Source organism: Campylobacter hyointestinalis subsp. lawsonii, from assembly GCF_013372165.1.
GTDB lineage: Bacteria > Campylobacterota > Campylobacteria > Campylobacterales > Campylobacteraceae > Campylobacter > Campylobacter lawsonii.
Genome location: NZ_CP053828.1, coordinates 1,259,767 through 1,285,983 on the forward strand (window position 1 = coordinate 1,259,767; position 26,217 = coordinate 1,285,983).

Sequence of the window (26,217 nt, forward strand, 5' to 3'; positions counted from 1 at the left end):
TATGGATAATCAAATTTGCGAAATTTTTAATGCAAATAAAATCTTACTTAAAAATTTAAAGACTTTAAATTTTAGCGATTTTAGCAAAAGGCGTAGTTATCAGCTGTTTTTTGGCATAGATAAAAACAGCTTTTATACGCTTGTTTTTTTTAGAAATGCTAAAAGTAAGTTGCTAAAAAAAGAATTTGAAGAGATTTTTGATATCTGCAAACTTATAGAGACTAAATTTGATACAAATATAAAAAAGCATATTTTGTTTTATAACTCTCAAATTTGTTCTAAGATAATAACTCAAACAAAAGACTGGAAATTTTATGCTTTTATGTGATATAGGAAATACCACTGCCACCTTCTATAAAGATAGAAAAATATGGAATTTAGAGATAGATAAATTTAGGGTTTGGCAGCCTAATGAAAAAGTGTATTTTATAAACGTCAATGACAAAATCGCGGATAAATTAAACGATCATATGTTTATGGATATGAGCGAATTTATTAAATTTAATACGACTTACATAGGGCTTGGTATAGACCGAGCCGCTGCTTGTTATAGTATAAATACCGGTCTTGTAGTAGATGCTGGAAGTGCTATAACTATGGACGTGATGTCAAATGGCATACATATTGGAGGATTGATACTTCCTGGGATTTCAACTACGTTAAAAGCCTTAAAAACTATATCTGATAGACTTGATAAACCATTAAACTCAGCCATAGAACTAGACTGTTTGCCTCAAAAAACGACTGACGCTATAAGCTATGGAATTATAAAACCGATCATACTACTAATTGAAGAGCTTTCAAATGATAAACCTATATATTTTACAGGTGGAGATGGCGAGTTTTTATCGAGATTTTTTAAAAATGCCATATACGATAGAACTTTAGTCTTTCGCGGAATACAAAAAGCAATAGATGAAAATAAGGAGATTTTTTGCTTACAGTAGCTTTACCAAAAGGCAGGATTGCTGATGAAACTTTGGAGATCTTTAGCAAGATCTTTGATGATAAATTTGAATTTGAAGATAGAAAACTCACGATGAAAAAAGGAAATTTTGAGTTTTTAATGGTTAGAAATCAAGATATTCCAACTTACGTTACTAACGGTGCGGCAGATATCGGAGTGGTAGGACTTGACGTTTTAGAAGAGCATCAAGTAGATGTACTTCGTCTTTTAGATCTAAAACTAGGAGTTTGTAAGGTTTGCATAGGTATAAAAAATAACGATACGCTAGACTATAGCAAACCCGAGATAAAAATAGCAACAAAAATGCCAAATATCACTAGAAACTATTTTGCAAAAAAAGCAACTGGGGTGAAGATTATAAAACTATATGGTTCTATAGAATTGGCTCCTATAGTTGGGCTAAGTGATGCTATAGTCGATATCGTAGAGACTGGCACCACTATGAAACAAAATGGTCTAAAAGTCGCAGAAACCATAATGGATAGCTCAGCGCATCTCATATCAAACAAAAATAGTTTTATCGTAAAAAGAGAAGAGATATTCTCTTTGTATCATAAGATAAACGCAGTCATCAACTCAAAGATATCTCTTAAATCCTATGTCTAGTAGATTTTTATACAGATATCAGACTATGGATGCTATTAGTTTTTTAAGATAGTAGTCATAAATGCGATGAAAAATATCGGTATAAAAAACATTTAGTAAGCACTACTTATGATGTTGGCTGGAGCTCTTGTGTGTTTTTGCGTGCATATAATTTTTATATTACAAAAAAGGGAAATTATTGAGTTATTTTGCTATCACGGCTAGTTTGCTGTTTATATTTATAAATTTTTATTCTTACAGATCGCTAAGCAAAAATTATGTTCTCATGAAATTTAAAAAATCATTAGCCGTAATTTTTATTTTGCTGTTTATATTTGAGTTATTATTTTTCATAAGCCTAAAAAATGGCGAACTACACGGAGTAATATATAAAATATCTATATTTTCTATCGGTATCAGTTTTATGCTATTTTGCATACTTATTCTTTATGATGGACTGCTTTTTGGAACTACTAAATTTAGTAAAGGCAGAAGAAAGGCGTTGAAGTTTTTACTAGATATAACTGTGCTCATAGGATTTTTTTCATATCTATTTAAAGGTATTTATAACGCCAACTACAATACAGTGATTACATTTAGAAAAGTAACGCTTGAAAACTTAAAACAACCACTAAATATAGCGATCCTAAGCGATATACACATAGGAGAGTTTTTACGAAAAGATTTTTTACAAAGGCTTGTGGATCAAGTAAATAGTTTAAACGTAGATGCTGTATTTTTAGTGGGCGATATAGTCGATCTTAGTGCTGATAAACTTGGAGATTTTTTAGATCCACTAAATGATTTAAGATCTAAATTTGGTACGTTTTTAGTAGTAGGAAATCACGAGTATTATCACGGAATAGAAGAACTTTTGGTTAAATTTAAAAGCCTAAATTTAAAGGTTTTAGAAAATGAAAGCGTAAGTTTTGGTGGAATAAATTTAGCCGGAGTCTATGATATAGCCGGTTTAAAAATGAATACGCATAAACCGGATTTTTCTAAGGCATTAGAGAATTTAGACAGAGCATTACCAACTGTGCTGCTGACTCATCAACCAAAATCCTTATCGTATTTAAATGGCGAAGTGGATCTTGCAATATGTGGGCATACTCACGCAGGGCAGATCTTTCCATTTTCACTTCTTGTTTGGCTAGATCAAAAATACGTATATGGGCTATATAAACTCAGTAAAAAAATGCAACTTCTAGTAAGTAGCGGGGTTGGTTTCTGGGGACCTCCTATGAGAATACTAAGTAAAAGCGAAATAGTATATCTAAGCTTAAATAAGAAAGGCTAAAATATGGATTATAATAAATTTTCAAACTACTTTGGTCTCATAGCGCATCATAAATTTCCAAAACTAGTGCAAAATTTGATAAATAAATGGTATGTTAAAAAATTTAAAATAGATATGAGCGAATTTGACAGCGTGGATAAATTTGACAGCTTAAACGCCCTATTTACTAGAACATTAAAAAAACAAAGAGAGCTAGAAGATGGATTTATCTCTCCTAGTGATGGCGTTTGCTTAGAATGTAAAACCGGCAACTTAAATACCGCCTATAGTATAAAAAACTTCTCATACAAGATAGACGAACTTTTAGAACAAAGCTTTTGCAAAGAAGAGTTGCAAGGCGAATTTAATTATCTAAACATATATTTATCGCCTAAAGATTATCATCATTATCACGCACCACAAAACTTGCAAATATTAAATTTACTATATATTCCTGGTAAGCTTTTTAGCGTAGCTCCAAAATGGCTACAAAAAGTAGATAATCTTTACTCTAAAAATGAAAGAGTCGTGATAAAAGCTAAGCTTGATAATGGGAGTTTTATATGGATAGTTTTTGTAGGAGCTCTAAACGTCGGTAAAATGAAATTTGACTTTGAACCTCGTATCAATACAAATGCAAACGCTAAGAGTGCATTTTATACATACGATAATCTAAATTTAAAAAAGGGCGAACATATAGGAAATTTCGAACTTGGCTCAACCATAGTAATAATAAGCAAAAAAGGCGTGATCTCCTACGATATAAAAGCAGGAGATAAGCTAAAATTTGGATGCTCTATAGGCAAGATGACTTAAACAGCGGGATTTCCATGATACTCTATATCATCTACGCTTGATTCATCTATCTTTCTGAGTATATCGCCTATATTGTTATTGTTTGATTTTTCTATATCATCATCTAGGTTTTGATAACTATATATCATAGATACCGTGGCTATGCCAGGAAGTCTTTCTATGCTTTTATACGTTTTTATCTCATCATCAAAACTTTGCGATTCGATGAGAGCTACTATCTTATTTTCATTTTGTGCAACAACTTCGCAACCATCTATATCTGAGACTAGGTTCGCGATCTCGCTCATCAAATTTAAATCCGCAACATTTATCACAACGCTTGAAATATTCATCTTATACTCCAAAAATAGATTGTATTGTCGTAGCTAATACTTATCAATGTATCATTCCAAAACAGAAGATAACTTACTTGCTCTTTATCATAATCGATATGTTTAAGCAGCTCGGCGTTATTTGTACTAAATATATCTATGCCGTCCTCAGTATAATATGCTCCAAAATTCTCACTCAAACCGACTCTAAAAACGTGTTTATTGTTCGTTTTAAAGATATGTGGTTTTTCTCCATCAAAATAATAAGCTAAATTTTCAGCCGAACCAGCTAAAAATTTATCTCCCACAGCACCTACGCTATATAATATATCTTTTTGTATAGGTAGTTCTTTAACCACTTTTTTAGTTTTAACATCAAAATAATATACGACTCCACCCTCGCTAACAGCAACCAAATAAGAGCCTAGATAAACGCTTTCACTTATCCAAGAAGAATAGCTAAGTTTTGCTTCTAAAGTAAGCTTTTTAGAGTTTAAATCTAGATAATATACTTCGCTACTCAAGCTAACAAGCAAGATTAAATTTTCATTTAGAAAAAATATTCCTTTTATGCCCTCTTCTACATCAAATGAAGTGAGCTTTCCATCAAAAACGCCTACTTTTTTAAGTTTATTATCGGTTTCATATATAAAAGCGATTTTACCTTTAAAAACATCTATGCCACTGATTCTAGAACCGATATTTTTTTGTGTAGTTGTTGAAATTTTTGGTAGTTCTAGTATCTTTGTTAAGCTTTTATTTTTAAGGTCATAATTATATAATTCCCCGCTATCAAGTCCTATAAAAAGCGTGTTTTGATCTAGTTTTGCACCTACGACATTTGCATCTAAATCTAGCTTAGAATCTGCAAATAAAACTATAAAAAAACTAAATAAAACTACAAAAAATTTCATATCTATCCTTTCATTCTATACAAATAGCATTTTTAAAGCAAACAGAAACGCACTCTGCGCAATTCACACATTTTTCATTGATCATAGGACGAAAAACTCCAAGATAATCAATAGCTTTAAATTTACAAATATCAAAACAGTTATAACAAATAACATCATTCCACGCAAGACACGCATTGACGTTTATAGTAGTTTTTGCATCTATAATTGCTTGATTTAGTGGGCTTAAAACACCATTCGGACAAATCTTAGCACACTCTTCACAAAAGTCACAACCAGATTTTTTTGTGTCAAATTTAACAACTCCATCTTCTAATGAGAGCAGATCTCTATGACAAACTTGAGCACAAAGCCCACTACACTCTAAACAATCAAAAACGCCACCAAAATACGGCGGCGTTATTGTTTTAGGCTTTTGTTTGCCTAAAATCTTACCAAATACCATTCTTTTTGAAAGATCAGGCATTTGATTATATTCCTTGATTTAAGATATCAAGTAAATTTGAACTCTCATTGCTATCTTTATATCTAAAGTCAGCTTTAAAGTTATTTTGTTTAAGAGGCTTAACGTCTGCTTGAGGTACGTGACATTGAGTACAGTTAAATCTCTCATCGCTAACTTGTCCTTTTAGATCTTTTCCTGTTCTTAGATCTATAAGGTGACTTTTAGGAACAGGTATGGTTCCAGCATCTTTTGCCACTTCTGGAGTATGACAAGTAAGGCAGCTATTTAAATCCTTAGTTATAGGCACTAATCCATCTAGGCTATGCGGGATAAGAGGAGGTGCATTTTCAAAGCTTCTATCAAATCTTTTATTGACGCCAGGTGCATCACCAACCCATTTTATCTCAGGATTTGTAACATTAGTCTCATCGCTTAAATCAACTGTTCTAAGACCTATTTCAGTATCTGCAACAGGTTTTTTATTAGTTAAGCTACAAGCACTTATACATAATGCCGCAGCTAAACAAAGCATAATAGTTTTCATTTATTATCTCCAAATTTTAATATACTAAAGTTGATAGCATCGTCATTACAAGCTTCTATACATTTACCGCAGCTTATACATTCGCTATTAACAATACCATCTTTAATACCAACTAGATCCAAAACTCTCTCTTCAGGGCAAACCGCTTTACATCTATAGCATTTGCTACATTTATTTAAGTCGTATTTAACACGAATCAAACTAAATTTACTAACAATCGCATAAAACGCTCCAAGCGGACAAATATGAGAACAAATAAGTCTTTTACCTACAAAAGTCTCAATCATAACAATAACAACAGCTACGCTAATAGCACTATAGCTTAAGTAAAACAGATTTCTATTAAACGCATTTACAAAGCTTATACTCTCAAACGCAGCTATGCCAAAGACAAAACTAAATATAAGACTTAAAGCTAGTAAATAATATCTTAAGTTTTGACTTACATTTAGGATATTTTTACCTATTTTTAATTTTGTTCTTAAAAAAGCCCCAAAATCAGTAAGGATATTTACAGGGCAGACCCATCCACAAAATGCACGAGGAGCAATGAGCGCATAAAATACAAAAACGATCACAGCTCCAGTAATTGCTACTGAAGATACACTAAAACTAGCTAAAGCTATTTGCAATATAGCAAAAGGATCGCTTAAATTTATAGTATCAAACAGCAAAGAACTGCTTAAATTTCCTTGTAAAATCTTAATTCCAAAGACATTGCCGGCAATAAAAAGCAAGATAATGCTAAGTTGAACTAATCTTCTTAAAATAGTAAATTTCATAGTTCATCTCCATTTAGATATTTTAGACTTTTCTTGCTATCTAGCTTGATTTTAGTATCATTATCTTTGATCCTATTTTCATCACTTTGTTCCCAGCCTTTTACGTAGTTTTCGTTCATTTCGCCTTTTAGAATTTCTCTAGGGACAACTGTGATAGAAGCCTTCTTAGTTATACAAGACTGCTCACATTTACCACATCCAGTACATACATCAGTATCTACTATAGGAAGTAGCAGTGCGTGTTTGCCAGTTCTTTCATTGTGCTTATACTCAAGTTTAAGAGCTTTATCTATAAGCGGACAATTCCTATAGCAAGCATCGCATCTAAGGCCAAAATAAGCTATACAAGCTTTATCATCTACAACCGCCATACCCATTTTAGCTTTGTTGATATTTAAATTTCCATCATCATCTCTGACAGCACTGACATCTAAGGCTCCAGTTGGACATTTAACAGTACATGGGATATCAGTACACATATAACAAGGAATTTCACGAGGTTTGAAAAATGGAGTTCCAATTCCAATTCCGCCATCTTTAAACTGGGCTAATCTTAGCGTATCAAATGGACATGCCTCAACACAGAGTCCACAGCGAATGCAAAGAGCTAAAAAGTCATTTTCGTCTCTTGCTGCTGGCGGACGAAGTTTGAGTGTAGGCTCTGCGTTAGCGAATTCGCCATAAGCAAATCCGCCTGCTGCTAAAAGACCTACTAAGCTAAAACCTTGTTTTATTGCTTCTCTTCTTTGCATAATTAAGCCTTATAAACCTTAACTGCACATTTTTTGAAGTCTGTTTGCTTTGAAAGCGGATCAGTCGCATCTAAACAGACCTTATTTATAAATACATTCTCATCAAACCATGGAACATACACTAAGCCCTCAGCAGGTCTGTTTCTACCACGGAAATCTACCCTAGCTTTTACTTTACCACGACGACTCTCAACCCACACAACATCGTTTTGAGCTATGCCTAATTTATTTCCGTCTATTTCGTTCATAAAACAAAGCGCTTCAGGGACAGCACGGTAAAGCTCAGGAACACGCATAGTCATAGTACCACTATGCCAGTGTTCTAGAACACGACCTGTACATAGCCATAGAGGATATTCTTTACTTGGCATCTCTGGTGGATCCATGTAAGGACGGAAGAATATCTTAGCCCTACTCTTAAGCGCTTCTTTTTCTTTTGAAGTAGCTTTTGAGAGATCTCCTGTTAATAAAGCGCCATTTTTATTTCCATAGAATGAGAATTCTCCATTTGGATTATCTTTTTTAGCATATACGTCATATTTTGTATTGAATCTCCAAAGAGTCTCTTTACCATCAACTACTGGCCATCTAAGACCCCTAACTTTATGATAAGTATCAAAATCTGCTAGGTCATGTCCATGTCCTAGACCAAACTCACGGTATTCTTCCCATAAGTATTTTTGTATAAAGAAACCATATCCTTTAAATACTTTACCATCTGATCCTACGACATTTCTACTATCGCCAAATACTTCAGTATTGTCAAAACCGGCGATAATCTTATCATCGGCAGAGAATTTCTTAGCTTTTTTATTTGCAAATAAAACATCATAAAGAGTATCATCAGGCGAATAACCCATCGCAACTGCTTTATCTAAAACATTTGGTAAAGTAAGTTTGCCGTCTACTTTAACTTCACCCCAGAAATCTTTAAGTTTAAAACGTTTTGCAAATTCCATATATTGCCAAGTATCACTCATAGCCTCGCCTACTGGTAAAACTTGCTGTCTCCAGTGCTGAGTTCTTCTTTCAGCATTACCATAAGCTCCCCATTTTTCATATATCATAGCTGTTGGTAAGATAAGGTCAGCTACCTTAGCACTAATACCTGGGTATGGATCGCTCACTACTATGAAGTTATCCATCTCGCGAGCTGCTTTTATCCAGTGGTTTGCATTTGCAGAGTTTTGCCATGGGTTATTTACATGTACCCATATAAATTTGACTTTTCCATCTTCAAGGTCTCTCATTATCTTCATATATGGAGCACCCGGTTTTGGATTTATAGTTCCAGCTGGAATTTGCCAAATTTTTTCAGTGATTTCTCTATGTTTTGGATTTGCTACAACCATATCGGCAGGAAGTCTGTGAGAGAATGTTCCCACTTCTCTTGCTGTTCCACAAGCACTTGGCTGACCTGTTAGTGAAAATGCTCCACTACCTGGTTTTGCTTGTTTGCCTAGCAAGAAATGAACCATATAGCTTTGTTCATTTACCCATACGCCTCTTGTATGTTGGTTCATACCCATTGTCCAAAAACTCACTACCTTGCGATTTTTTTCTATATATAGATCAGCTAGTGCTTTTAGTTTTTTCTTAAATTCCTCTAAATCTTCGTTTGGATCGCCTTTTGCAAGTTTAGCTACAAAATCTAAAGTATAAGGAGCTAGAGCTTTTTTAAATTCTTCAAATTGTATTATCCAGTGTTTATCAGCAGTAGCGTTGTTTTTATTTTCTAAAGTGTCTCCAGCTTTCATTCCTAAATAAGCTAAAGTTACACCTTCATTTTGGCTTAAAACTTTTGATTTTTGTTTTGCAGCAGTGTCAAGCTCACTTGGAAGATATTTTGGATGGTTGATATTTTCACGCATACCATAGCCGATATCAACTGGCCCTGTTGTAAATACGCAGTTTGCTTTTACAAACTCTTCATTGATGGCCTCAGGATGATTATAAACGATCTCTCTTGCTATATAGTTCCATATGGCAAGGTCTGTGTGCGGTGTAAATATAATCTCAATATCGGCGATATTTGAAGTTCTTGTTGAGTAAGTAGATAAATTTACTACTTTTACGCGCTCTGGATCTTGAAGTTTTCTATCACTAACCCTAGACCAAAGGATAGGGTGCATTTCTGCCATATTTGCTCCCCAAGCTACTATGGTATCTGTAAGCTCTATATCATCATAGCAACCAGCAGGTTCATCTATACCAAATGTTTGCATAAAACCGACAACGGCACTAGCCATACAGTGGCGTGCATTTGGATCTATATTATGACTTCTAAAGCCACCCTTGATCAACTTAGATATGGCATAACCCTCAGGGATAGTATATTGACCACTACCAAATACGCCTATACCTGTAGGTCCAAGCTCTGCATAAGTTTTGCGGAATTGTTTTTCCATCTCATCAAACGCTCTTTGCCAACTAACTTCTTGAAATTTACCTTTTTTGTCAAATTCACCTTTAGCATTTACTCTTAATAGAGGTTTTGTTATACGATCTTCACCGTACATAATTTTTGCATTAAAGTAACCCTTTATGCAGTTAAGTCCTCTATTTACAGGAGCTAGTGGATCGCCCTTTACAGCAACAATTTTACCATTTTTTGTAGCAACCATGATACCGCAGCCTGTACCACAGAATCTACAAGCAGCCTTATCCCATCGCCAACCGTTTTCACCCTCAGCAGCACTTAGCGAACTAGGAGCAGCTATACCAGCAGCTGAACAAGCAGCAGCCGCGGCTGAACTTTTAATAAATTCTCGTCTATCCATATTCCTCACCTTTCTTGCATTACGTTGCAAAATGTAACATTTGAATTCTAACAAATTTTTATGATTTATTCTTGATAAATTAAAATTTGAACACTATATATAATAAACTAATTTAGATATTAACCTATACAATATAATCATAAAACAAGATATATTTTTATTATAGAAACAACTTAATATTCATATTCATACCAACACGATTAAAAATATTTATATTAACTATATATTTAGTTTTAGTAATAATTACTATCAAAATTTAATAGTAAAATTAAAAATTTATATAGATAATATACCAAACAAAATATATCATTTTTATACTATAAATTTATAAATTTAACTTTTAAAATAGTAATAATTTAAGGAATATCATATTTATCAGACTTGCGTGTATTAGCCAAATTTAGCCTATTTATATGATAAGCAAACTATATATACTATTTTAATAACAACATTCTATCAAAATTATTTGTAAATATCTAATACTATATTTTATATTCTATATTATTTAAATAAAAACCAAATAAAAACTCATATAAAATCTATAATGTTAAAGGTTATCTTACAATTCATATATTTTTTAAATTTATCTTGATATTGCACTAAAATAACCTTTGAAATTTTAAATAAAGCGTAAGACTCGTATATTTTGTTACTATTTGTAACAAATAATTAAAAAATAACATAATTATGGATAAAGAAGATATCTCCTTAAAATCACACATTAAATCTAAAATGCATCACATCGCCGTCATTTACGACGTAATCTTTGCCCTCTAGCCTCATTTTTCCAGCTTCTTTTGCTTTAGCTTCGCCTCCGTTTGCTACAAAATCTTCATAGCTTATCACTTCAGCTCTGATAAATCCACGCTCAAAATCATTATGTATAACACTTGCAGCCTTTGGCGCCTTCCAGCCTTTATGTATAGTCCAAGCACGAACTTCGACAACTCCAGCGGTAAAATAGCTGATTAAATTTAGTTTAGCAAAAGCTGTTTTAATGATACTCTCAAGCCCACTTTGCTTAGCTCCTAGACTCTCTAACATTTCAGCTGCTTCATTATCGTCTAATCCTACAAGTTCTTCTTCTATCTTTGCACAAAGTTTTATAACTTCGTGGTTTGAACGTGCTGCGTAGTCTCTTACTTGTTTTACATACTCATTATCTTCTGCAATAAAATCTTCGCTAACATTTGCTCCGTAAATTACTTCTTTAGCAGAAAGCAGTCTTAATTCTTTATTTAAATTTTGAAAGGCTTCACTATCAAACTCACCAAAGCTACTAGCGCTATTTCCGTCATTTAGGTGCTTTAAAAGCGAAGTAGCACACTCCAAACTCTCTTTTGCACCTTTTGTATTTGCTTTTACTTCTTTTGTGAGTTTATCTATCTTTTTACTAAGTTGTTCAATGTCTGCTAAGATAAGCTCCATCTCGATTATACCGATATCTCTGATCGGATCTACGCTATTTTCAACGTGAGTAATGTTTGAGTCATCAAAGCATCTTACTATATGCAAAATGACTTCTGTTTCTCTTATGTTTGAGAGAAATTTATTGCCAAGTCCTTCACCTTTACTAGCACCTTTTACAATTCCTGCGATATCTACAAATTCGATAGTTGAATGTTGAATTTTATTTGGATTTACTATTTTTGCAAGCTCATTCAAACGTGCATCAGGAACAGGAACTATAGCTTTATTTGGCTCGATAGTACAAAATGGATAGTTTGCGGCCTCTGCGTTACTAGCCTTTGTTAGAGCATTAAAAGTTGTTGATTTTCCAACGTTTGGAAGTCCTACTATGCCTACTGCCAAACCCATTATTTACTTTCCTTTTCATGATTTCTTGCAAGCTTAAGCAAGTAGTATAAACAAGACCTTACTCCAGCTCCAGAAGCTCCTGCGCCATTATATCCCCACGCTTTTGTTACGTAAGCAGGACCTGCGATATCAAGATGTAGCCATTTATCTTTAAAATCTTCTTTTATAAATTTATCTAAAAATAATCCAGCAGTGATAGCGCCGCCATAACGACTTGAAGAAGTGTTGCTGATATCAGCAATATCTGATTTTATAAGCTCTCTTAAATGATCATTAAATTCCAAAATAGTTAAATTCTCACCGCTTTTACCTGCGTAATTCTTAAATTCGCTTTGAAGCTCATAGTTGTTTCCCATAACCCCTGTCGTGTATTCGCCAAGACCTACTACACAAGCTCCTGTGAGAGTAGCCATATCTATAAGAAGATCAGGATCAAGCTCACTTTGTGCCCAGTCTAAGCAATCTGCCAAAACAAGCCTTCCTTCAGCGTCCGTGTTTCTTACTTCTACGCTTACTCCACTTCTAGTTATTAGAACATCATCAGGTTTGTAAGCATTACCGCCTATCATATTTTCAGCAGCACCCAAAACAGCGTGAATCTCAAACGGCAACTCTAAAACGCTAGCCGCTTTTATGATAGCCATAGCAGCAGCAGCTCCGCTCTTATCGCTTTTCATAGTGAGCATATAATCGCTTGGTTTTAAACTCAAACCACCGCTATCATAAGTAAGTCCCTTTCCTACAAATACAACTTTTTTTATGCTCTTTTTAGGAGTATATTTTAAATGTATAAGGCGAGGAGGATTGATACTAGCTCTATTTACAGCTAAAAAAGCGTTCATATTTTCGGATTTTAGATAGTTTTCATCGTGGATTTTACACTCGATATTTGCGTATTCTAAAGATAGCTTTTTAGCATCTTCGGCCATCTTATTAGGAGTGTAGATTTCTGGTATTTCATTGACTATATCTTTTGCAAAATTTGTAGCTTCGCATACGGCTTTTGCGTGGATTAAACCTAAATTTGCTTGTTCTAAAGGTACTATTTTATCGCCGTACTCTTCGTTGCAGATAAATATCTCTTTTAGTTTAGTCTCTTTTTTCTCACTCTTATACTTATCAAATTTATAGCTAACAAGCAAAAAGCCCTCAACAATCGCTGCAAAACTCATCTTAAAGCAACCGCCAACATAACTATGCATTTTTAAATTTAATATGTTTAACTCTTTTATAGCATTATATGCTTTTGCTACGCCTTGTCTTAAACTCTCTGGCTCAAGATTTTTTATACCTACATAAATTCGTCTTAAATTTGGTAAATTTAATACACTATCGCCTTTGAAATTGTATAATTCAAAACACTCTAAATCTTTTATAAATTTATGTTCTAAATTATTGCCAACTATAAATACAAGCTCATAATCAGCTTTTATATCGTCAAATGATTTTTCAATTATTCGAAATTTCATGATGTCTTTTTTTCCTCTCATTTAATATATGAATTTCTAATCTTTTAAAGCCATATAGCAAGCTTATCAAGAACAAAGCCACTATAGGCACAGCAAGGTACCAGTGTTTTTCAGCCCAGTGGATTGCATTCCAGATGGTTTGTCCAAAATACCAAGCAAGTATAATGGTGATCCCTGCCCATATCCATGCACTAATTAAATTTATAAATGCAAATTTCTTTGCGCTATATCTTGTTATGCCTATACTCATAGGTATGATCGTACGAAATCCATACATATAACGTTGTATAAAGATGATAGGCCAACCGTATTTTTTGAGCAACAGATGAGCAACTGCAAATTTCCGTCTTTGGGTGACGAGCTTTTTTTGTATATATTTTTTGTTATATCTACCTATATAAAAATAAATTTGATCTCCGACAAATCCGCCTATTCCAGCTACAAAAACTATCATAACTAAATTTACGTGACCTTCGTGAGCTAAGATACCAGCAAGTATAAGAGCGATCTCACCCTCAGCGATACACCAAAGAAAAATGACGACATATGACCACTCTTTGTAATCAAATATAATATTTTTTAACGTTTCTTCCATATCAAACCTCTAAGACACTATATATCGGATATCTAGTTTTTAAATTTTTACTTCCGCCAAGTTCTAAAAGATCTATCAAAAAACACGCCTCTACAAGATTAGCACCGACATTTGCTATAAGATCACAAGCCGCTATAGCAGTTCCGCCTGTAGCTATTAGATCATCTACTAACAAAACCCTAGGATTTTTTAGACCCCTAAATGCATCTACGTGCATCTCTATCTCATCTACTCCGTATTCTAAAGAGTATTTTTGAGATATTGTTATATATGGAAGTTTATGTGGTTTTCTAACAGGAACAAAAGGAAGATCAAGCTTAGATGCAAGTGCCGCCCCAAGTATAAATCCCCTACTTTCTATGCCTACTATAAAATCTAAATTTTTATCTTTATATCTATCTTCTAAGTGATCCATTAAAAATTTAAAAGCCTTTTTATCATTCAAAAGCGTAGTGATATCTTTAAATAAAATTCCCGGCTTTGGAAAATCTTTCACATCCCTTATTGTACTTAAAAGATAGTCTTTATCCGCAACTGATAGTTTTTTCATTATTATCCTTTTATAATAAAGCTTCTATCTTGCCTTCTAGTTCCTTGATTCTTTGACGAAGTTTGTCGTTTTCTATGCGGTATTGTGAGTTTCTAGTTCTTAGACTTGTCACGTCTGCTTTGATCTTGTTTAGCTCATCTGTTAAGATATCTATATTGCCAAGACTTCGCTGTAACTGCACTTGAAGCTTTCTGATAACGACTTCTGTATCATCGAGATTATTTTTCATAAAATCTCTCATAGAAAGCTCTTTTTTAAGAAGTGTTTTATAGTAAAAAACCATAACAGTAAGATACAAACAAAGACATATCAAAATAGTATAAAAAATCCAATCAGCTAACATAAACAAAATCCTAACTTATCCACCCTTTTTTGATGTCTGCCACCGGCAAACTCAGTGGAAAAAAACGTATTTATCATATCTTCGATAACAGTATTTCCAACAACTCTAGCGCCAAAACAAAGTACGTTTGCATCATTATGCTCACGTGAAAGTCTTGCAGTGCTTACGTCGTGACAAAGTGCGCATCTGATATTTTTATGACGATTTGCCGCCATAGACATACCAAGTCCTGTTCCGCAAACCAAGATACCAAAATCAGGCTCTTTAGTGTTTAAATTCTCAGCCATTATATTTGCAAAATCAGGATAATCAACGCTCATATCTTTTGAGTTTGTGCCTAGATCTACTACTTCAAAACCTAGTTTTTTTAGACACTCTTTGCTAAATTCCTTAGCTTTAAATCCTGCGTGATCACTTGCTATAAAAACTTTCCCTACTTCCATTATATCGTTCCAAATACTTAAATTTGTGCCATTATATCATATTCAACTTTAAATTAGCGTGAGCTATCTCATGATAGGCGACAGAGACGATGAGTAACAAAATAAGAGCAATGAGCGAACTTATATCAAGGCTGTTCATATATCAAAGTTTCATCGTTTTCTATGGTATTTACAAGTCTTCCTATACGCTCCCAACGCACCTTATAGTCTTTATCCCAGCTAAAATATACAAACCAAGGCGTTCCTACTATGTATTTATAAGATACGCTGCCCCAAAATCTGCTATCGTTGCTGTTTTCTCTATTATCCCCAACCATAAAATACTCATTTTGTGGCACTTTAAAATAAAATGCGTTAAACGGCAAACCATTTATAGATGGCAACTCTTCTACTTGAGCTGGTTGCATAGCAAATTTATTTTGATTTAGATAGTAAAGAGCTATAGTAAATGTATCTGCGCTTTGCCCTACAAAGTTGTCTTTTTCACCTTTATCTTCATAATGAATACCTTTAAATTTATATGGCTCTTTGACGAACTTTTTACCACCAAAACTTACTATATCTTCTTTTGGATAATTTTTATCTATAAAATCATCGCCTTCATATGGTCTTAAATACATAGTTTTTGGAGCAAATACGATTTCATCGCCACCAAGAGCAAAATTTCTTTTTACATAGTAAATTTTCGGATCTGATGGATATCTAAATACGACGATATCACCGCGTTTTGGTTTATCACCGTTTATAAGATGACCATCGCCATCACTATCAAACCATACTGGAATCTCAAGCCATGGGATATGAGGCGTAGGAATTCCATAAGCAAATTTTTTGACAAAAAGATGATCGCCGATAAGAAGCGTATTTTTCATAGACCCACTTGGGATCACAAAGGCTTGAGCTACAAAAAATATAAATAGAAGCACTATAACAATAGTTCCAGTCCAGCTGCTTGAAAAGTCATAAAGCCTAGAAAAAACTTTTTTCATTTGCTAAGCTTTCTTTGTTTGGCTGATTTTAAGGTATTGCTTAAAAGCATAGCGATAGTCATAGGTCCCACGCCACCAGGAACAGGAGTGATAAGAGAGCATTTTGGAGCAACATTATCAAAATCCACGTCGCCTACTAGCTTTCCATTATCTAAGCGATTTATGCCTACATCGATAACTATAGCGCCGTCACTTACCATATTTTCTTTTAAGAAATTTGGTCTTCCTACTGCGACTACTATGAGTTTAGCACGTTTTACCACTTCAGCTAAATTCTCTGTCTTAGAGTGAGCCACGGTTATCGTAGCTCCAGCATTTAAAAGTAAATTTGCCATAGGTTTTCCGACTATATTACTTCTGCCGATAACGACTGCTGAGATACCTTGTAAATTTACGTTATATTCTTTTAAGAGCTCCATAATACCAAGCGGAGTACAAGGCACAAATCCATCAAGTCCGCTTGAGAGCTTTCCGACATTTACGGCGTGAAATCCATCGACGTCTTTAGCAGGATCGATAGCCTCTAAGACTTTGTTTGTATCTATATGGCTTGGGAGTGGAAGCTGAACTAAAATGCCATCTATACTATCATCTAAATTTAAAACCTCAATGAGAGCTAAAAGCTCACTTTGCGTGGTTTCTTTGCTTAGTCTATGCATCACTGAGCCTATCTCACAAGCAAGGCATGCTTTTTCTTTGCTAGCAACATATGTCTGACTAGCTTTATCTTCGCCGACTAAGATAACGGCTAACGTCGGAGTTATGCCTGATTTTTTTAAATTTAAAACCTCATTTTTGATATTTTCTTTTACTTTTGCACTTACGCTTTTGCCGTCTATTATCTGCAAATTTAATCCTTTTTTATGCTTTTTTTATTACAAAGATTGTATGATAACAAAATTTGAATTAAATTTGGGTGATTTTAGATGAAATTTCTATATATTTTTTTAATAACTTCTACTTTTTTATTAGCAGAAGATTTTATCACAAAGCTCGAGTACGCCAAGATGTTATACCAAAATCCACGCGGGATTGGTTGTAATAAATGTCATGGTGAAAAGGCTGAGGGCACTCTAATATCAAAATACAAAAGCTATGATAAAAAAAATAAAAAATATGTAGAAAATGAGTTAAGAGCGCCACGCATAAACAATCTTGAATTTAGTAAATTTAGATCAGCGCTAAAAGAATCACGCGGTATTATGCCGAGCTATTTTTTAACAGACTTAGAAATTCAAAATCTGTATGAATACGTAAAAACATTTAACAAGGATAAATAATGACAAACAAACAAGCTTTTTTAGAAGCCAAAAAATACATACCAGGAGGCGTTGATTCGCCTGTGCGTGCATTTGGTAGTGTTGGAGAAGACCCACTTATCATAGATCGCGGTAAAGATGAGTTTTTGTATGATATAGAAGGAAAGCAATATATAGATTACGTGCTTAGCTGGGGGCCACTCATATTTGGACATTGTGAGAAAGATATAGAGAACGCGGTTATAAATACGGCAAAAAAAGGCTTAAGTTTTGGTGCGCCTTGTCTTCTTGAAACTGAGCTTGCAAAGCTAGTTTTAAGTAAATTTGAGTGGCTAGATAAAATTCGTTTCGTAAGTAGCGGAACTGAAGCTACTATGAGTGCTATTCGTTTAGGGCGTGGATTTAGCGGTAAAGACGGGATAGTTAAATTTGAGGGTTGCTACCACGGACACAGCGATAGCTTGCTTGTAAAAGCAGGAAGCGGAGCTACTACTTTTGGATACTCTTCAAGCCTTGGAGTGCCAGAAGATATAGTCAAAAATACTCACCTTGCTACCTACAACGATCTTGAAAGTGTAGAAAAATGCTTTAAAAATGCAGATATCGGCGTGATCATCGTCGAGCCTATCGCCGGAAATATGGGACTTGTGCCAGGAAATTTGGAGTTTTTAGAAGGTCTTAGAAAAATTTGCGATAAATTCGGCGCCGTACTTATCTTTGACGAAGTTATGAGCGGATTTAGAGCAAGTGAAACTGGAAGCTATGAATTTAATAAAATAAAAGCCGATATAATAACTTTTGGTAAGGTTATAGGTGGCGGAATGCCTTGCGCTGCTTATGCAGGAAAAAAAGAGATAATGGATCTCATCAGTCCTCTTGGTGGAGTTTATCAAGCAGGAACTCTTAGCGGAAATCCAGTTGCAATGGCAGCAGGTCTTGCTTCTATAAATAAAATTTATGCTACACCAAATTTATACGATGAACTTGGTAAAAAAAGTAAATTTATAATAGATGCGTTACAAAGCAGTGCAAATGAAGTAGGAATTCCTCTTCAAACAGATATGAGAGGCTCTATGTGGGGGTATTTTTTTAACGAAAATCCAGTAATTAACTACGCTGACGCATTAAAATCGGACACGAAAATGTTCGCTAAATTTCACGCCCAGATGCTTAAACGCGGTATCTATTTAGCCCCTAGTCAGTTTGAGACCAGTTTTGTCTGCACAAAGCTATCTAAAGATAGCCTAGATAAAACAGCAGACGCCATAAGAGAGAGTTTTAAAGCGCTATGAACGAACAAAAAAACGAAAGAAGTAAGAAGATAAACTCAACCATAAAAGCAGCAGACAACCTAAGCCTTGGCATTTCTATAGTTGTAGCTGTGCTTATGGGCTTTGGTATCGGATATCTGCTTAAAAGCTGGACTAAAAGCAATGCTCTTCTTGGGCTAGGTATCTTCATAGGAGTAGCAGCAGCTATAAATAACGTCTATAAAGCCTATAAATCTCAAGTAAAAAGCTATGAAGAGTTCAAAAAAGACTCTTTAAATTCTCAATCAAATTTAAAAGCGGACGATGATGAAATTTAAAAAACTCATAATTTTTTATGTTTTTTTAGATCTCTTGCTTATCTTTGTAGCTGCTAGTTTTGGAGAAATACAACTTTTAAATTCGCAAGTAGCTATGATAGCTTCTATGATCATACTTTTTGGAAGTTATCAAGGTTATAAATCAAGAGTGCAAAATAGATCACTAAACTATGAATTAAGCGAAACTGAAAAGGCTATATTTGAAGATATTAAAGAAGATGATGAAATAAAAGATGATCCAAAAAGCTTATCTAAACAAACTAAATTTAAAAAAGTAGATATAGTTGGGGCTTTTAAGCCATATAGGCTGATTGGATACATCACTCTTATCTTGGCATTTTTTATGCTACTTAGAAAAGATCTATTTGAGCCGTTTTCTTTTTTGATAGGACTTGCAGTTATGCCAATAGGAGTATTTTTAGCAGGAGTTTTTACACGTGAGCGGTAGCAGACGGATCATAATTTCACTAAGTGCGCTATTTTTTGGAATGTCATTTATATTTATAGCAAATGGACTAGTTGTTAGTTCGGCTAGTTTGCTTCTAACTCAGATGGGCGCACACAGACTTCAAATAGGCATAGTAATATCATTTTTTTTCATAGGAGCTTTGGTTTGTACCATAGTTTCTCATAAGCTTATCTCAAAAGTCGGACATATCAGAGCTTATACTATATTTACCGCGATATTTGCCTTGTCCGCGCTCTTGCATAGCATTAGCAACAACCTTATTTTTTGGGCTGTTCTTAGATTTGTGCTTGGATTTAGTTATTATAGTATCACGATAGTCATAGAAAGCTGGTTAAATGCAAAGAGTAAAAATGCAACCCGCTCACGCGTCTTGTCGTTTTATGAAATAGTATTTTATACATCTTTTGGTATAGGTGCTATGATAATGAGTCTAAATTTAGATGCAAATGAGATATTTTTAATAGGAACGATATTTATAATCTTTGGAGCAATACCTTTAAATTTGCTAAAAATTCACGCGCCACAAGTCCCCGCACCCATAAAGATAAGTTTTCCAAAAATTTTTAACATCGCACCTTTAGCGCTTTGTACGGGGATCATCTCTGGACTTTGTATGAATGGCTTTTTTTCTATGGCTACGCTTTTTGTATTAGATCAAGGATATTCAGCTAAAGAAGCAGGAAATTTGATAGTCGTAGCTATGGTAGGCGGATTTATCTCTCACGCATTATTTGGTAAATTTTCAGATAAATTTGGTAGAAAATACGCCATTATCTTAGCCTCATTCATCACTTTTATCTCGTCTTTGTTTTTTATCATCATCAAGCCAAGTATATATATGCAGTATTTTTTTACGTTCTTTTTGGGCGCTGGTATTTTTGTACTTTACGCCCTAGCAGTAGCTAGAGCAAATGACGTAGTAACCGATAAAAACAGATATGTAGAAGTAAGTAGCGCTATACTATTTAGCTATATCATAGGATCGCTTTTAGCTCCGCTTATCATAGGTTTGTTGATATATTATTTTACTCATTTAGGATTTTTATATTTTTATATTTGTGCTTCGTTATTTTTACTTATATTTGCATCTTTTCAAAAAAACGTTACTAAACCAAACAACGCTTTTAGCGTAGGAAATTCGCATAGTATGATGCTAAGTGAGGTATTAGATGATAATAACAAACAACAATAGCACTCCAAATACCCAAATAAACCAAAAAGATGAGAAAAAAGATCTAAGCTCTCCAAAAACCATATTTAAAAAAGACAGCACTCATTCTACTGAACTTAGCGAAGTAGATGTTAAGCTAAACCAGATCACAAATAAACTTTTAGATCAGCTAAAAGCAAATAATGACGGAAATTTTAAGCCGCAAGTCTTAAATCAAGCCAAAAATGCTCAAGTTGCACCAAATTTTGCCAAAGACGTTGTAGATTTAATAAACTCTATAAAATCAGATCCAAATTTAAGTAAATTTGCAACTAAATTAGAAGAATTTTTAAAACCTATAGAGCAGATAAAAAACGCAGATCTAGCTTCAAATATCAAAAATTCAGGCATTATGCTAGAAGCCAAAATAAGCGAAGCTCTAAGAAAAGAAAGCTTACCAACTAGTATAAAAGAGCTTTTAAGCCTAATGAAAAAAGTACAAAGCAATGAACTAAAGCAAAGTTTTTTGGAACTTGCAAAAAATGAAAATAGCGATATACAAAAAAGTTTTGATGATTTAAAGCTTATCTTAGAAAATGCCAAAGCCAAAAATTTAAACGTCATAAACAACTCAAATTTAAAACCACTCTTAAATTTAGGAAAAAGCATAGAAAATGCTATAAAATTCTTAGATAAGTCAGCAAATCTTCTCTCAGAACAAGCTACGCAAAACTTGAACAAAACAAATACATCTCAAAACATACAAACTAAAATTTCTAGCACAATAAAAGCACTAGACTTTGTGCAGAATTTACTCCAAAAAACTCAGTCTCAAGTAGAAAAAATAAACTTTGAACTTCCAAATTTAAAAAATATAAAGTCTATCAAGAATGATCTTATAAATATAACAAATGATATAAATAAGCAGATAAATACGCTAAAAGACTCTTTTGGGATCGCAAAGACAAACACTCTTTCAAATTTAATGAGTTTAGAGCAAAGCAGTACTTTGATAGAGAATCTTATTGATGCTATAAGCACAGACGCTAATAACACGAATTTACAAGAAAAACTAAGTCTCGCAGCTAAAAAACTCTCAAATATTATAAATTATTTTGATAAAAATGCTGGTGATGCTAAGCAAAATTTAGCACAGATAAACCATCTTAGTAAGCTAGCAAAAAAGGCTACTCTTGATATACAAAACATAGAACCAAACAATATAGATGAGAGTTTAAAAGCTCTTTCAAATGATGTTAAAACCACGCTTTTAAATCTCAAAGAAGCTACGCAAAATGCATCTAATCTTAATAACATAAATCAAAATGTAAATCGCCTCCTAACTCAGATAGAAATGCATCAGCTAATGAGCTTTGCTGGAAACTCTATCCAAACATATCTGCCTTATGTTTGGGACGGGCTAGATAGTAGCAGCGTAGCATTTAAACAAGGCAAAAGTAAATTCTACGCCAAAATCGACCTAAATTTCATCAAATACGGCTCTGTTAGCGTGATCTTAGGACTATTTGATGGTAAATTTATAGACATTATGATCTCTACTGGAAAAGAGGATTTTAAAGATATTATTTTAAACTCTAGTAAAGAGCTAAAAACTGCTATAACAAATTTAGGACTCATCATAAGTAGTTTTTCACTAACTCATAAAGCTAAATTTGAGCCATACAATGAGCAAAATTCATTTGATCTTGGTTTTAATGTGAAAGCATAAAATGGCAAAGATAAAAAAAGCTGTAGCCCTAGGCTATAATAAGAAAAAAGATAACGCTCCAAAAGTACTAGCTAGTGGTAAAGGAGAAATTGCTTCAAAAATCATAGAAGCTGCTAGGAAATACGAGATCCCTATCAAAGAAGATAGCGATCTAGTAGAGATCTTAAGCAAAGTAGATATAAATCAAGAAATTCCATCAAATCTCTATAAAGCAGTCGCAGAGATATTTAGCTTTTTGTATAGAGCTACTAAGATAAAATAAATTCAAACTTTTTATAGGTCTTTTGCTAGTCTTACACAATCTCTTAATTTGCCCAAATTTGATCTTACTTTTTCTTTAAATATTTCTTATCTATATAACCTAACTCTATAAGTTTATTGTAAATTTTTGCCACGATAGGACCTGCAGCACTTCCGCCATGTCCGCCGTGCTCGACCATAGCAGTTACCACAAACTGCGGGTTTTCATATGGCCCATAAGTCGTTATCCAAGCGTGCGATCTCTCATAGTATTTCATATCGTTTTCTTTTATTCTTTCTTTATCGGTTTGAGAGATGCCAACTACTTGAGCCGTTCCTGTTTTAGCAGCAAGTCTTATAGAAGCTGCACTAAGAGCTCTAAAAGCAGTACCTCCAAAAACATTTGCAGTATCATACATACCCTTTCTTATATACTCTATGTCGGCTTTTTCTTTATTTGTCAAGTTATCTTGCACTTCCCATTCTACTTTTTTCCCATCTATACTATATAAAAAATGAGGAGTCATTTCAAGCCCGGTAGCAAAGATCGCCGTATCTTTGGCTACTTGAACTGGAGTCACAAGAAAATTTCCTTGCCCTATGGACGTATTTAGAGTATCGCCGTGATACCAAGGCATATTTGTTTTGGCTTTTTTCCATTCACGAGAAGGGACGATGCCTATGTATTCATTTGGCAAGTCAATGCCGGTCTTTTTGCCAAAACCAAAACGCTCTAAAACCGGAGCTATATTATCTATACCTATTTGATAAGCTCCTCTATAAAAATAGGTATCACAACTCTCTTTTATGGCCTCTACTATAGTCATATACTCAGCACCATAATTCTTCCAATTTCTAAATTTACGCCCTCCAAGCTCAAAATAAGTATCGCACATTATCTGTGTTCTAGGCGTTATCCTACCACTATCAAAAAATGCCATTCCCATAGCCATTTTTACGACGCTTCCTGGGGGATATAGCGAATTTACAAGTTTATTTGTAAATGGATGATCTAAGTTATTTATGATAGCGTCCCACTCTTTTTGGCTGATTCCAGTAACAAACGGATTTAGATCATACTCAGGAAAGCTTCCAGCAGCCAAAATAGCGCCATCTTTTAGGCTCATAACCACAACAGCCCCAGCGTCACTGCCAAAAATCTCAGTTATGTATTTTTGAAGTTCAAGCTCTAAAGTTAAAGTTATATCCTTGCTAGTCGCTCTTGTATATGATACTTCTTCTACTTCTTGATTTAGCGCTGTAACTTTCGTCTTTCTCTCACCGCTTTTTCCTTGAAGTACTTCATTATAAAAGTTTTCTATGCCACTTCTTCCTGTGTAGTTGGTTATCTTAGTAAGTTCATCTTTTTGAATGTCTTTTTGATTTGCACGTCCTACATATCCTATAACATGACTAGCAAGACTACTATAAGGATAATGCCTTTTGCTAGCAGGCCTTATAATTATATTTTCCCTTAAACTAAGCATTGCAAAATGCGGTATCATACTATCGTATTCTATAAATGGGGCGACTTCTACAAAGTCTTGATTATATGGAGAATCATCTTTTAAATACGTTCTTTTAAGCTTAGTAGCATTTAGATCAGTAAATACATCGCTTATGGCTTTTATCTCAGCATCTAAAACTTTTTCATTATTTCTAAGATGAGGCTTGATAAGCACCGAAAATCCGAGTTTATTTACCGCTAATGGTCTTCCTTTTATATCTAAAATTTGACCCCTTATAGGAGCGATAAGTTCTGTTTTGATAGCATTTTTCTCTGCTATATCTTCATAATACTCATTAGATTTTATGCTAAGATAGTAAATTCTAACGAGCAAAATCGTCCAAACTAAAATCAGTACAGCATAAGCGATCCTCATTCTCATAATACACGCTCCTTAAAGAGCATCACCGAAATAGCAGACTCTACTACGATATAATACATATAATATTCATAATTAAATCCTAAAAGCGGTTGATTTAAAATATACAAAATAAGATCACTAAGCAAAAACGTGCCGATATATCCGCTAAATACAAATATCACAAGCAAGCATCCACGACATTTCATATTGATTTTTAGCTGGTCATTTATAAAGTTATAAAACAAAATAAACGCTAAAATGGTAGAAAAAAGCTCAAATCCATGTATCTGTTCGGCATAGATAATAAATATAAAAGACAAATACCACCTTTTATCTATATCGCCCATATACTTTTCGCTCTCGTTTTTTAACACCACTAAATAAGCAAAAAATAGCCCGATAAGTGGCGGTAAAAAATGATTTGTAGCGCTCATAATCTCATAAGCTATCAAGCCTACGCAAAAAAGCACAAATCTTATAGATAATAAATTAATGCTATTTCGTTGCATATCGGAAAATGTTTGCATTTGATACAATCAGCCCAAATTTTCTGAGCTGGAAGTTTCTCTTTTGAGATGCGATCAAAACCGAGCTTCTCAAAAAAACTAGCCCTATAAGTAAGCGTAAAAACTTGCTTTATATCAAGACTTTTTGCTTCATCAAGCAACGCTTTAACAAGGCCACCACCGATCCCTTTGCCTCTTAAACCATCTTTTATGATAAGACTTCTAACTTCAGCTAAATTTGATGCATGAATATGCAAAGCGCTATATCCAACTATATCGTTTTCATCGCAAGCAAGCGTGTATGAACGTATATTTGTAGCTATTTCATCATCGCTTCTAGGAAGTATGATTCCATTTTCAACCTCTTTTTTAACAAGACATTGCATAGAGGATATGTCTGCGAGCCTTGCTTTTTTATATGTTATCATTTAAATTCCAAAAACCCCGTTATATATGCTTTGCACCGCTTTATCTATACCGATTTTTTTTGAGCTAGAGACAAGCAGAGCATCTTTATCTGTTTTTAGTACTTTTGATCTCCCCGCCTGATTTAGCTTATCGCACTTTGTATATAAATTTAATATTTTTTGATCGTTTCTAACAAACCCATCTAAATAAAATCCTAAATTTTCATCTTTGGATAAATCAGTATGGCGTGAGTCTATAAGATGAACAAAAACTTTTATATTAAGTCTTTTTCTTAAAAATTCGTCTAGATTTTTTTGCCAAGCATTTTGCAAACTTTTACTTACTTTAGCATAACCAAAGCCGGGAAGATCGACAAAAATAAGTGGTATCTTCTCATTTTCGTTGTCAAATACAACTTCAAAAAAGTTAATAAGCTGAGTTTTACCCGGCGTTGAGCTAGATTTTGCTAAACCTTGATGATTTGTAAGAGCGTTTATGAGTGAGCTTTTACCTACGTTGCTACGACCTAAAAATGCGACTTCGCTCATACCAAAATCAGCAGCGTCATCTAAGCTAGCAGATGAGCTAAGAAACTTCGCGCTTGTTATTCTTATCATT

Annotated in this window: 31 protein-coding genes; 12 read left to right on the forward strand and 19 right to left on the reverse strand. The window is 33.9% G+C overall.

Annotated elements, in window-relative coordinates:
- Window position 1: 1 nt before the first annotated feature.
- The 5 genes from CHLWT_RS06420 to CHLWT_RS06440 all read left to right on the forward strand — a co-directional run bounded on the left by CHLWT_RS06420 (window position 2) and on the right by CHLWT_RS06440 (window position 3,647).
- On the forward strand, window positions 2-328 hold the full coding sequence (locus tag CHLWT_RS06420) for a hypothetical protein (RefSeq protein WP_112000718.1): 327 nt from the start codon (window positions 2-4) through the stop codon (window positions 326-328).
- On the forward strand, window positions 315-947 hold the full coding sequence (locus CHLWT_RS06425; RefSeq protein WP_111948350.1) for a type III pantothenate kinase: 633 nt from the start codon (window positions 315-317) through the stop codon (window positions 945-947). Before CHLWT_RS06420 ends, CHLWT_RS06425 begins: the two co-directional genes overlap by 14 nt.
- Window positions 935-1,573 carry an ATP phosphoribosyltransferase gene (gene hisG / locus CHLWT_RS06430; protein WP_112000719.1) on the forward strand — a complete coding sequence of 213 codons (639 nt, stop codon included), beginning with the start codon at window positions 935-937 and terminating at the stop codon, window positions 1,571-1,573. The genes CHLWT_RS06425 and hisG overlap by 13 nt, the downstream gene beginning before the upstream one ends.
- A 178-nt stretch (window positions 1,574-1,751) precedes the next feature.
- Window positions 1,752-2,852, forward strand: a complete 1,101-nt coding sequence (locus CHLWT_RS06435) for a metallophosphoesterase (RefSeq protein WP_244948768.1) — start codon at window positions 1,752-1,754, stop codon at window positions 2,850-2,852.
- 3 nt (window positions 2,853-2,855) lie between these two features.
- A complete protein-coding gene (locus CHLWT_RS06440) occupies window positions 2,856-3,647 on the forward strand; it encodes a phosphatidylserine decarboxylase (protein WP_112000720.1) in 792 nt (263 codons plus the stop codon).
- Here the strand turns inward: CHLWT_RS06440 and CHLWT_RS06445 are convergent.
- The 15 genes from CHLWT_RS06445 to folD form a co-directional block, all read right to left on the reverse strand.
- Window positions 3,644-3,979: a chaperone NapD gene (locus CHLWT_RS06445; protein WP_112000721.1), complete on the reverse strand. Its 336-nt coding sequence runs from the start codon at window positions 3,977-3,979 to the stop codon at window positions 3,644-3,646. The two genes, CHLWT_RS06440 and CHLWT_RS06445, sit on opposite strands and share 4 nt — an antisense overlap.
- Window positions 3,976-4,872 carry a WD40 repeat domain-containing protein gene (locus CHLWT_RS06450; RefSeq protein WP_112000722.1) on the reverse strand — a complete coding sequence of 299 codons (897 nt, stop codon included), beginning with the start codon at window positions 4,870-4,872 and terminating at the stop codon, window positions 3,976-3,978. The genes CHLWT_RS06445 and CHLWT_RS06450 overlap by 4 nt, the downstream gene beginning before the upstream one ends.
- Before the next feature lie 10 nt (window positions 4,873-4,882).
- On the reverse strand, window positions 4,883-5,338 hold the full coding sequence (locus CHLWT_RS06455; RefSeq protein WP_111969368.1) for a 4Fe-4S dicluster domain-containing protein: 456 nt from the start codon (window positions 5,336-5,338) through the stop codon (window positions 4,883-4,885).
- Window positions 5,339-5,342: 4 nt separating this feature from the next.
- Entirely contained in the window at window positions 5,343-5,861 is a 519-nt protein-coding gene (locus tag CHLWT_RS06460) for a nitrate reductase cytochrome c-type subunit (RefSeq protein WP_112000723.1), read from the reverse strand.
- Window positions 5,858-6,643, reverse strand: coding sequence for a quinol dehydrogenase ferredoxin subunit NapH (napH, locus tag CHLWT_RS06465; RefSeq protein WP_063997935.1), 786 nt, complete (start codon window positions 6,641-6,643; stop codon window positions 5,858-5,860). Before napH ends, CHLWT_RS06460 begins: the two co-directional genes overlap by 4 nt.
- Complete coding sequence (napG, locus tag CHLWT_RS06470) at window positions 6,640-7,395, reverse strand: ferredoxin-type protein NapG (RefSeq protein ID WP_151062142.1); 756 nt, start codon at window positions 7,393-7,395, stop codon at window positions 6,640-6,642. Before napG ends, napH begins: the two co-directional genes overlap by 4 nt.
- A 2-nt stretch (window positions 7,396-7,397) precedes the next feature.
- Window positions 7,398-10,175 carry a nitrate reductase catalytic subunit NapA gene (gene napA / locus CHLWT_RS06475; RefSeq protein ID WP_111995726.1) on the reverse strand — a complete coding sequence of 926 codons (2,778 nt, stop codon included), beginning with the start codon at window positions 10,173-10,175 and terminating at the stop codon, window positions 7,398-7,400.
- Between the two features lie 714 nt (window positions 10,176-10,889).
- The gene (ychF, locus tag CHLWT_RS06480) at window positions 10,890-11,993 is read right to left on the reverse strand and encodes a redox-regulated ATPase YchF (protein WP_111999846.1); all 1,104 of its coding nucleotides are present in this window, start codon (window positions 11,991-11,993) and stop codon (window positions 10,890-10,892) included.
- A complete protein-coding gene (locus tag CHLWT_RS06485) occupies window positions 11,993-13,462 on the reverse strand; it encodes a leucyl aminopeptidase (RefSeq protein WP_111999847.1) in 1,470 nt (489 codons plus the stop codon). The genes ychF and CHLWT_RS06485 overlap by 1 nt, the downstream gene beginning before the upstream one ends.
- Entirely contained in the window at window positions 13,443-14,057 is a 615-nt protein-coding gene (locus CHLWT_RS06490) for a DedA family protein (RefSeq protein WP_063997930.1), read from the reverse strand. Before CHLWT_RS06490 ends, CHLWT_RS06485 begins: the two co-directional genes overlap by 20 nt.
- A 1-nt stretch (window position 14,058) precedes the next feature.
- The gene (gene apt / locus CHLWT_RS06495) at window positions 14,059-14,607 is read right to left on the reverse strand and encodes an adenine phosphoribosyltransferase (protein WP_111975067.1); all 549 of its coding nucleotides are present in this window, start codon (window positions 14,605-14,607) and stop codon (window positions 14,059-14,061) included.
- Window positions 14,608-14,617: 10 nt separating this feature from the next.
- Window positions 14,618-14,950 carry a membrane protein gene (locus CHLWT_RS06500; RefSeq protein ID WP_034962640.1) on the reverse strand — a complete coding sequence of 111 codons (333 nt, stop codon included), beginning with the start codon at window positions 14,948-14,950 and terminating at the stop codon, window positions 14,618-14,620.
- Window positions 14,944-15,393, reverse strand: a complete 450-nt coding sequence (rpiB, locus tag CHLWT_RS06505; protein WP_111968483.1) for a ribose 5-phosphate isomerase B — start codon at window positions 15,391-15,393, stop codon at window positions 14,944-14,946. Before rpiB ends, CHLWT_RS06500 begins: the two co-directional genes overlap by 7 nt.
- Before the next feature lie 125 nt (window positions 15,394-15,518).
- Window positions 15,519-16,382, reverse strand: a complete 864-nt coding sequence (gene lepB / locus CHLWT_RS06510; protein ID WP_111975069.1) for a signal peptidase I — start codon at window positions 16,380-16,382, stop codon at window positions 15,519-15,521.
- Window positions 16,379-17,230: a bifunctional methylenetetrahydrofolate dehydrogenase/methenyltetrahydrofolate cyclohydrolase FolD gene (folD, locus tag CHLWT_RS06515; RefSeq protein WP_111968485.1), complete on the reverse strand. Its 852-nt coding sequence runs from the start codon at window positions 17,228-17,230 to the stop codon at window positions 16,379-16,381. The genes lepB and folD overlap by 4 nt, the downstream gene beginning before the upstream one ends.
- A gap of 78 nt (window positions 17,231-17,308) precedes the next feature.
- Here folD and CHLWT_RS06520 point away from each other — a divergent pair, with 78 nt between their 5' ends.
- Genes CHLWT_RS06520 through CHLWT_RS06550 form a run of 7 tightly spaced genes read left to right on the forward strand, consistent with a single transcriptional unit; the run spans window position 17,309 to window position 22,839 of the window.
- The gene (locus CHLWT_RS06520; RefSeq protein ID WP_111999848.1) at window positions 17,309-17,662 is read left to right on the forward strand and encodes a c-type cytochrome; all 354 of its coding nucleotides are present in this window, start codon (window positions 17,309-17,311) and stop codon (window positions 17,660-17,662) included.
- Window positions 17,662-18,933 (forward strand): glutamate-1-semialdehyde 2,1-aminomutase, encoded by a 1,272-nt coding sequence (hemL, locus tag CHLWT_RS06525; protein ID WP_111999849.1) that lies wholly within the window; start codon window positions 17,662-17,664, stop codon window positions 18,931-18,933. Before CHLWT_RS06520 ends, hemL begins: the two co-directional genes overlap by 1 nt.
- Entirely contained in the window at window positions 18,930-19,229 is a 300-nt protein-coding gene (locus CHLWT_RS06530; protein ID WP_063997923.1) for an AtpZ/AtpI family protein, read from the forward strand. The genes hemL and CHLWT_RS06530 overlap by 4 nt, the downstream gene beginning before the upstream one ends.
- The gene (locus CHLWT_RS06535) at window positions 19,216-19,677 is read left to right on the forward strand and encodes a hypothetical protein (RefSeq protein WP_143211743.1); all 462 of its coding nucleotides are present in this window, start codon (window positions 19,216-19,218) and stop codon (window positions 19,675-19,677) included. The genes CHLWT_RS06530 and CHLWT_RS06535 overlap by 14 nt, the downstream gene beginning before the upstream one ends.
- 40 nt (window positions 19,678-19,717) lie before the next feature.
- Window positions 19,718-20,890, forward strand: a complete 1,173-nt coding sequence (locus CHLWT_RS06540; protein ID WP_111948329.1) for an MFS transporter — start codon at window positions 19,718-19,720, stop codon at window positions 20,888-20,890.
- Window positions 20,868-22,577, forward strand: coding sequence for a hypothetical protein (locus tag CHLWT_RS06545; protein WP_111999851.1), 1,710 nt, complete (start codon window positions 20,868-20,870; stop codon window positions 22,575-22,577). Before CHLWT_RS06540 ends, CHLWT_RS06545 begins: the two co-directional genes overlap by 23 nt.
- Before the next feature lies 1 nt (window position 22,578).
- Entirely contained in the window at window positions 22,579-22,839 is a 261-nt protein-coding gene (locus CHLWT_RS06550) for a FlhB-like flagellar biosynthesis protein (protein WP_111968491.1), read from the forward strand.
- Between the two features lie 64 nt (window positions 22,840-22,903).
- On the opposite strand, the gene mrdA is transcribed toward CHLWT_RS06550, so the two are convergent.
- The 4 genes from mrdA to yihA are packed head-to-tail and all read right to left on the reverse strand — an operon-like array spanning window position 22,904 to window position 26,216.
- Window positions 22,904-24,706 (reverse strand): penicillin-binding protein 2, encoded by a 1,803-nt coding sequence (gene mrdA / locus CHLWT_RS06555; protein ID WP_111999852.1) that lies wholly within the window; start codon window positions 24,704-24,706, stop codon window positions 22,904-22,906.
- Complete coding sequence (locus CHLWT_RS06560; RefSeq protein WP_111975073.1) at window positions 24,703-25,212, reverse strand: hypothetical protein; 510 nt, start codon at window positions 25,210-25,212, stop codon at window positions 24,703-24,705. The genes mrdA and CHLWT_RS06560 overlap by 4 nt, the downstream gene beginning before the upstream one ends.
- Complete coding sequence (locus CHLWT_RS06565) at window positions 25,161-25,619, reverse strand: N-acetyltransferase (protein WP_063997917.1); 459 nt, start codon at window positions 25,617-25,619, stop codon at window positions 25,161-25,163. Before CHLWT_RS06565 ends, CHLWT_RS06560 begins: the two co-directional genes overlap by 52 nt.
- On the reverse strand, window positions 25,620-26,216 hold the full coding sequence (gene yihA / locus CHLWT_RS06570) for a ribosome biogenesis GTP-binding protein YihA/YsxC (protein ID WP_111975074.1): 597 nt from the start codon (window positions 26,214-26,216) through the stop codon (window positions 25,620-25,622). It abuts the gene before it with no gap.
- Between the last annotated feature and the right edge of the window lies 1 nt (window position 26,217).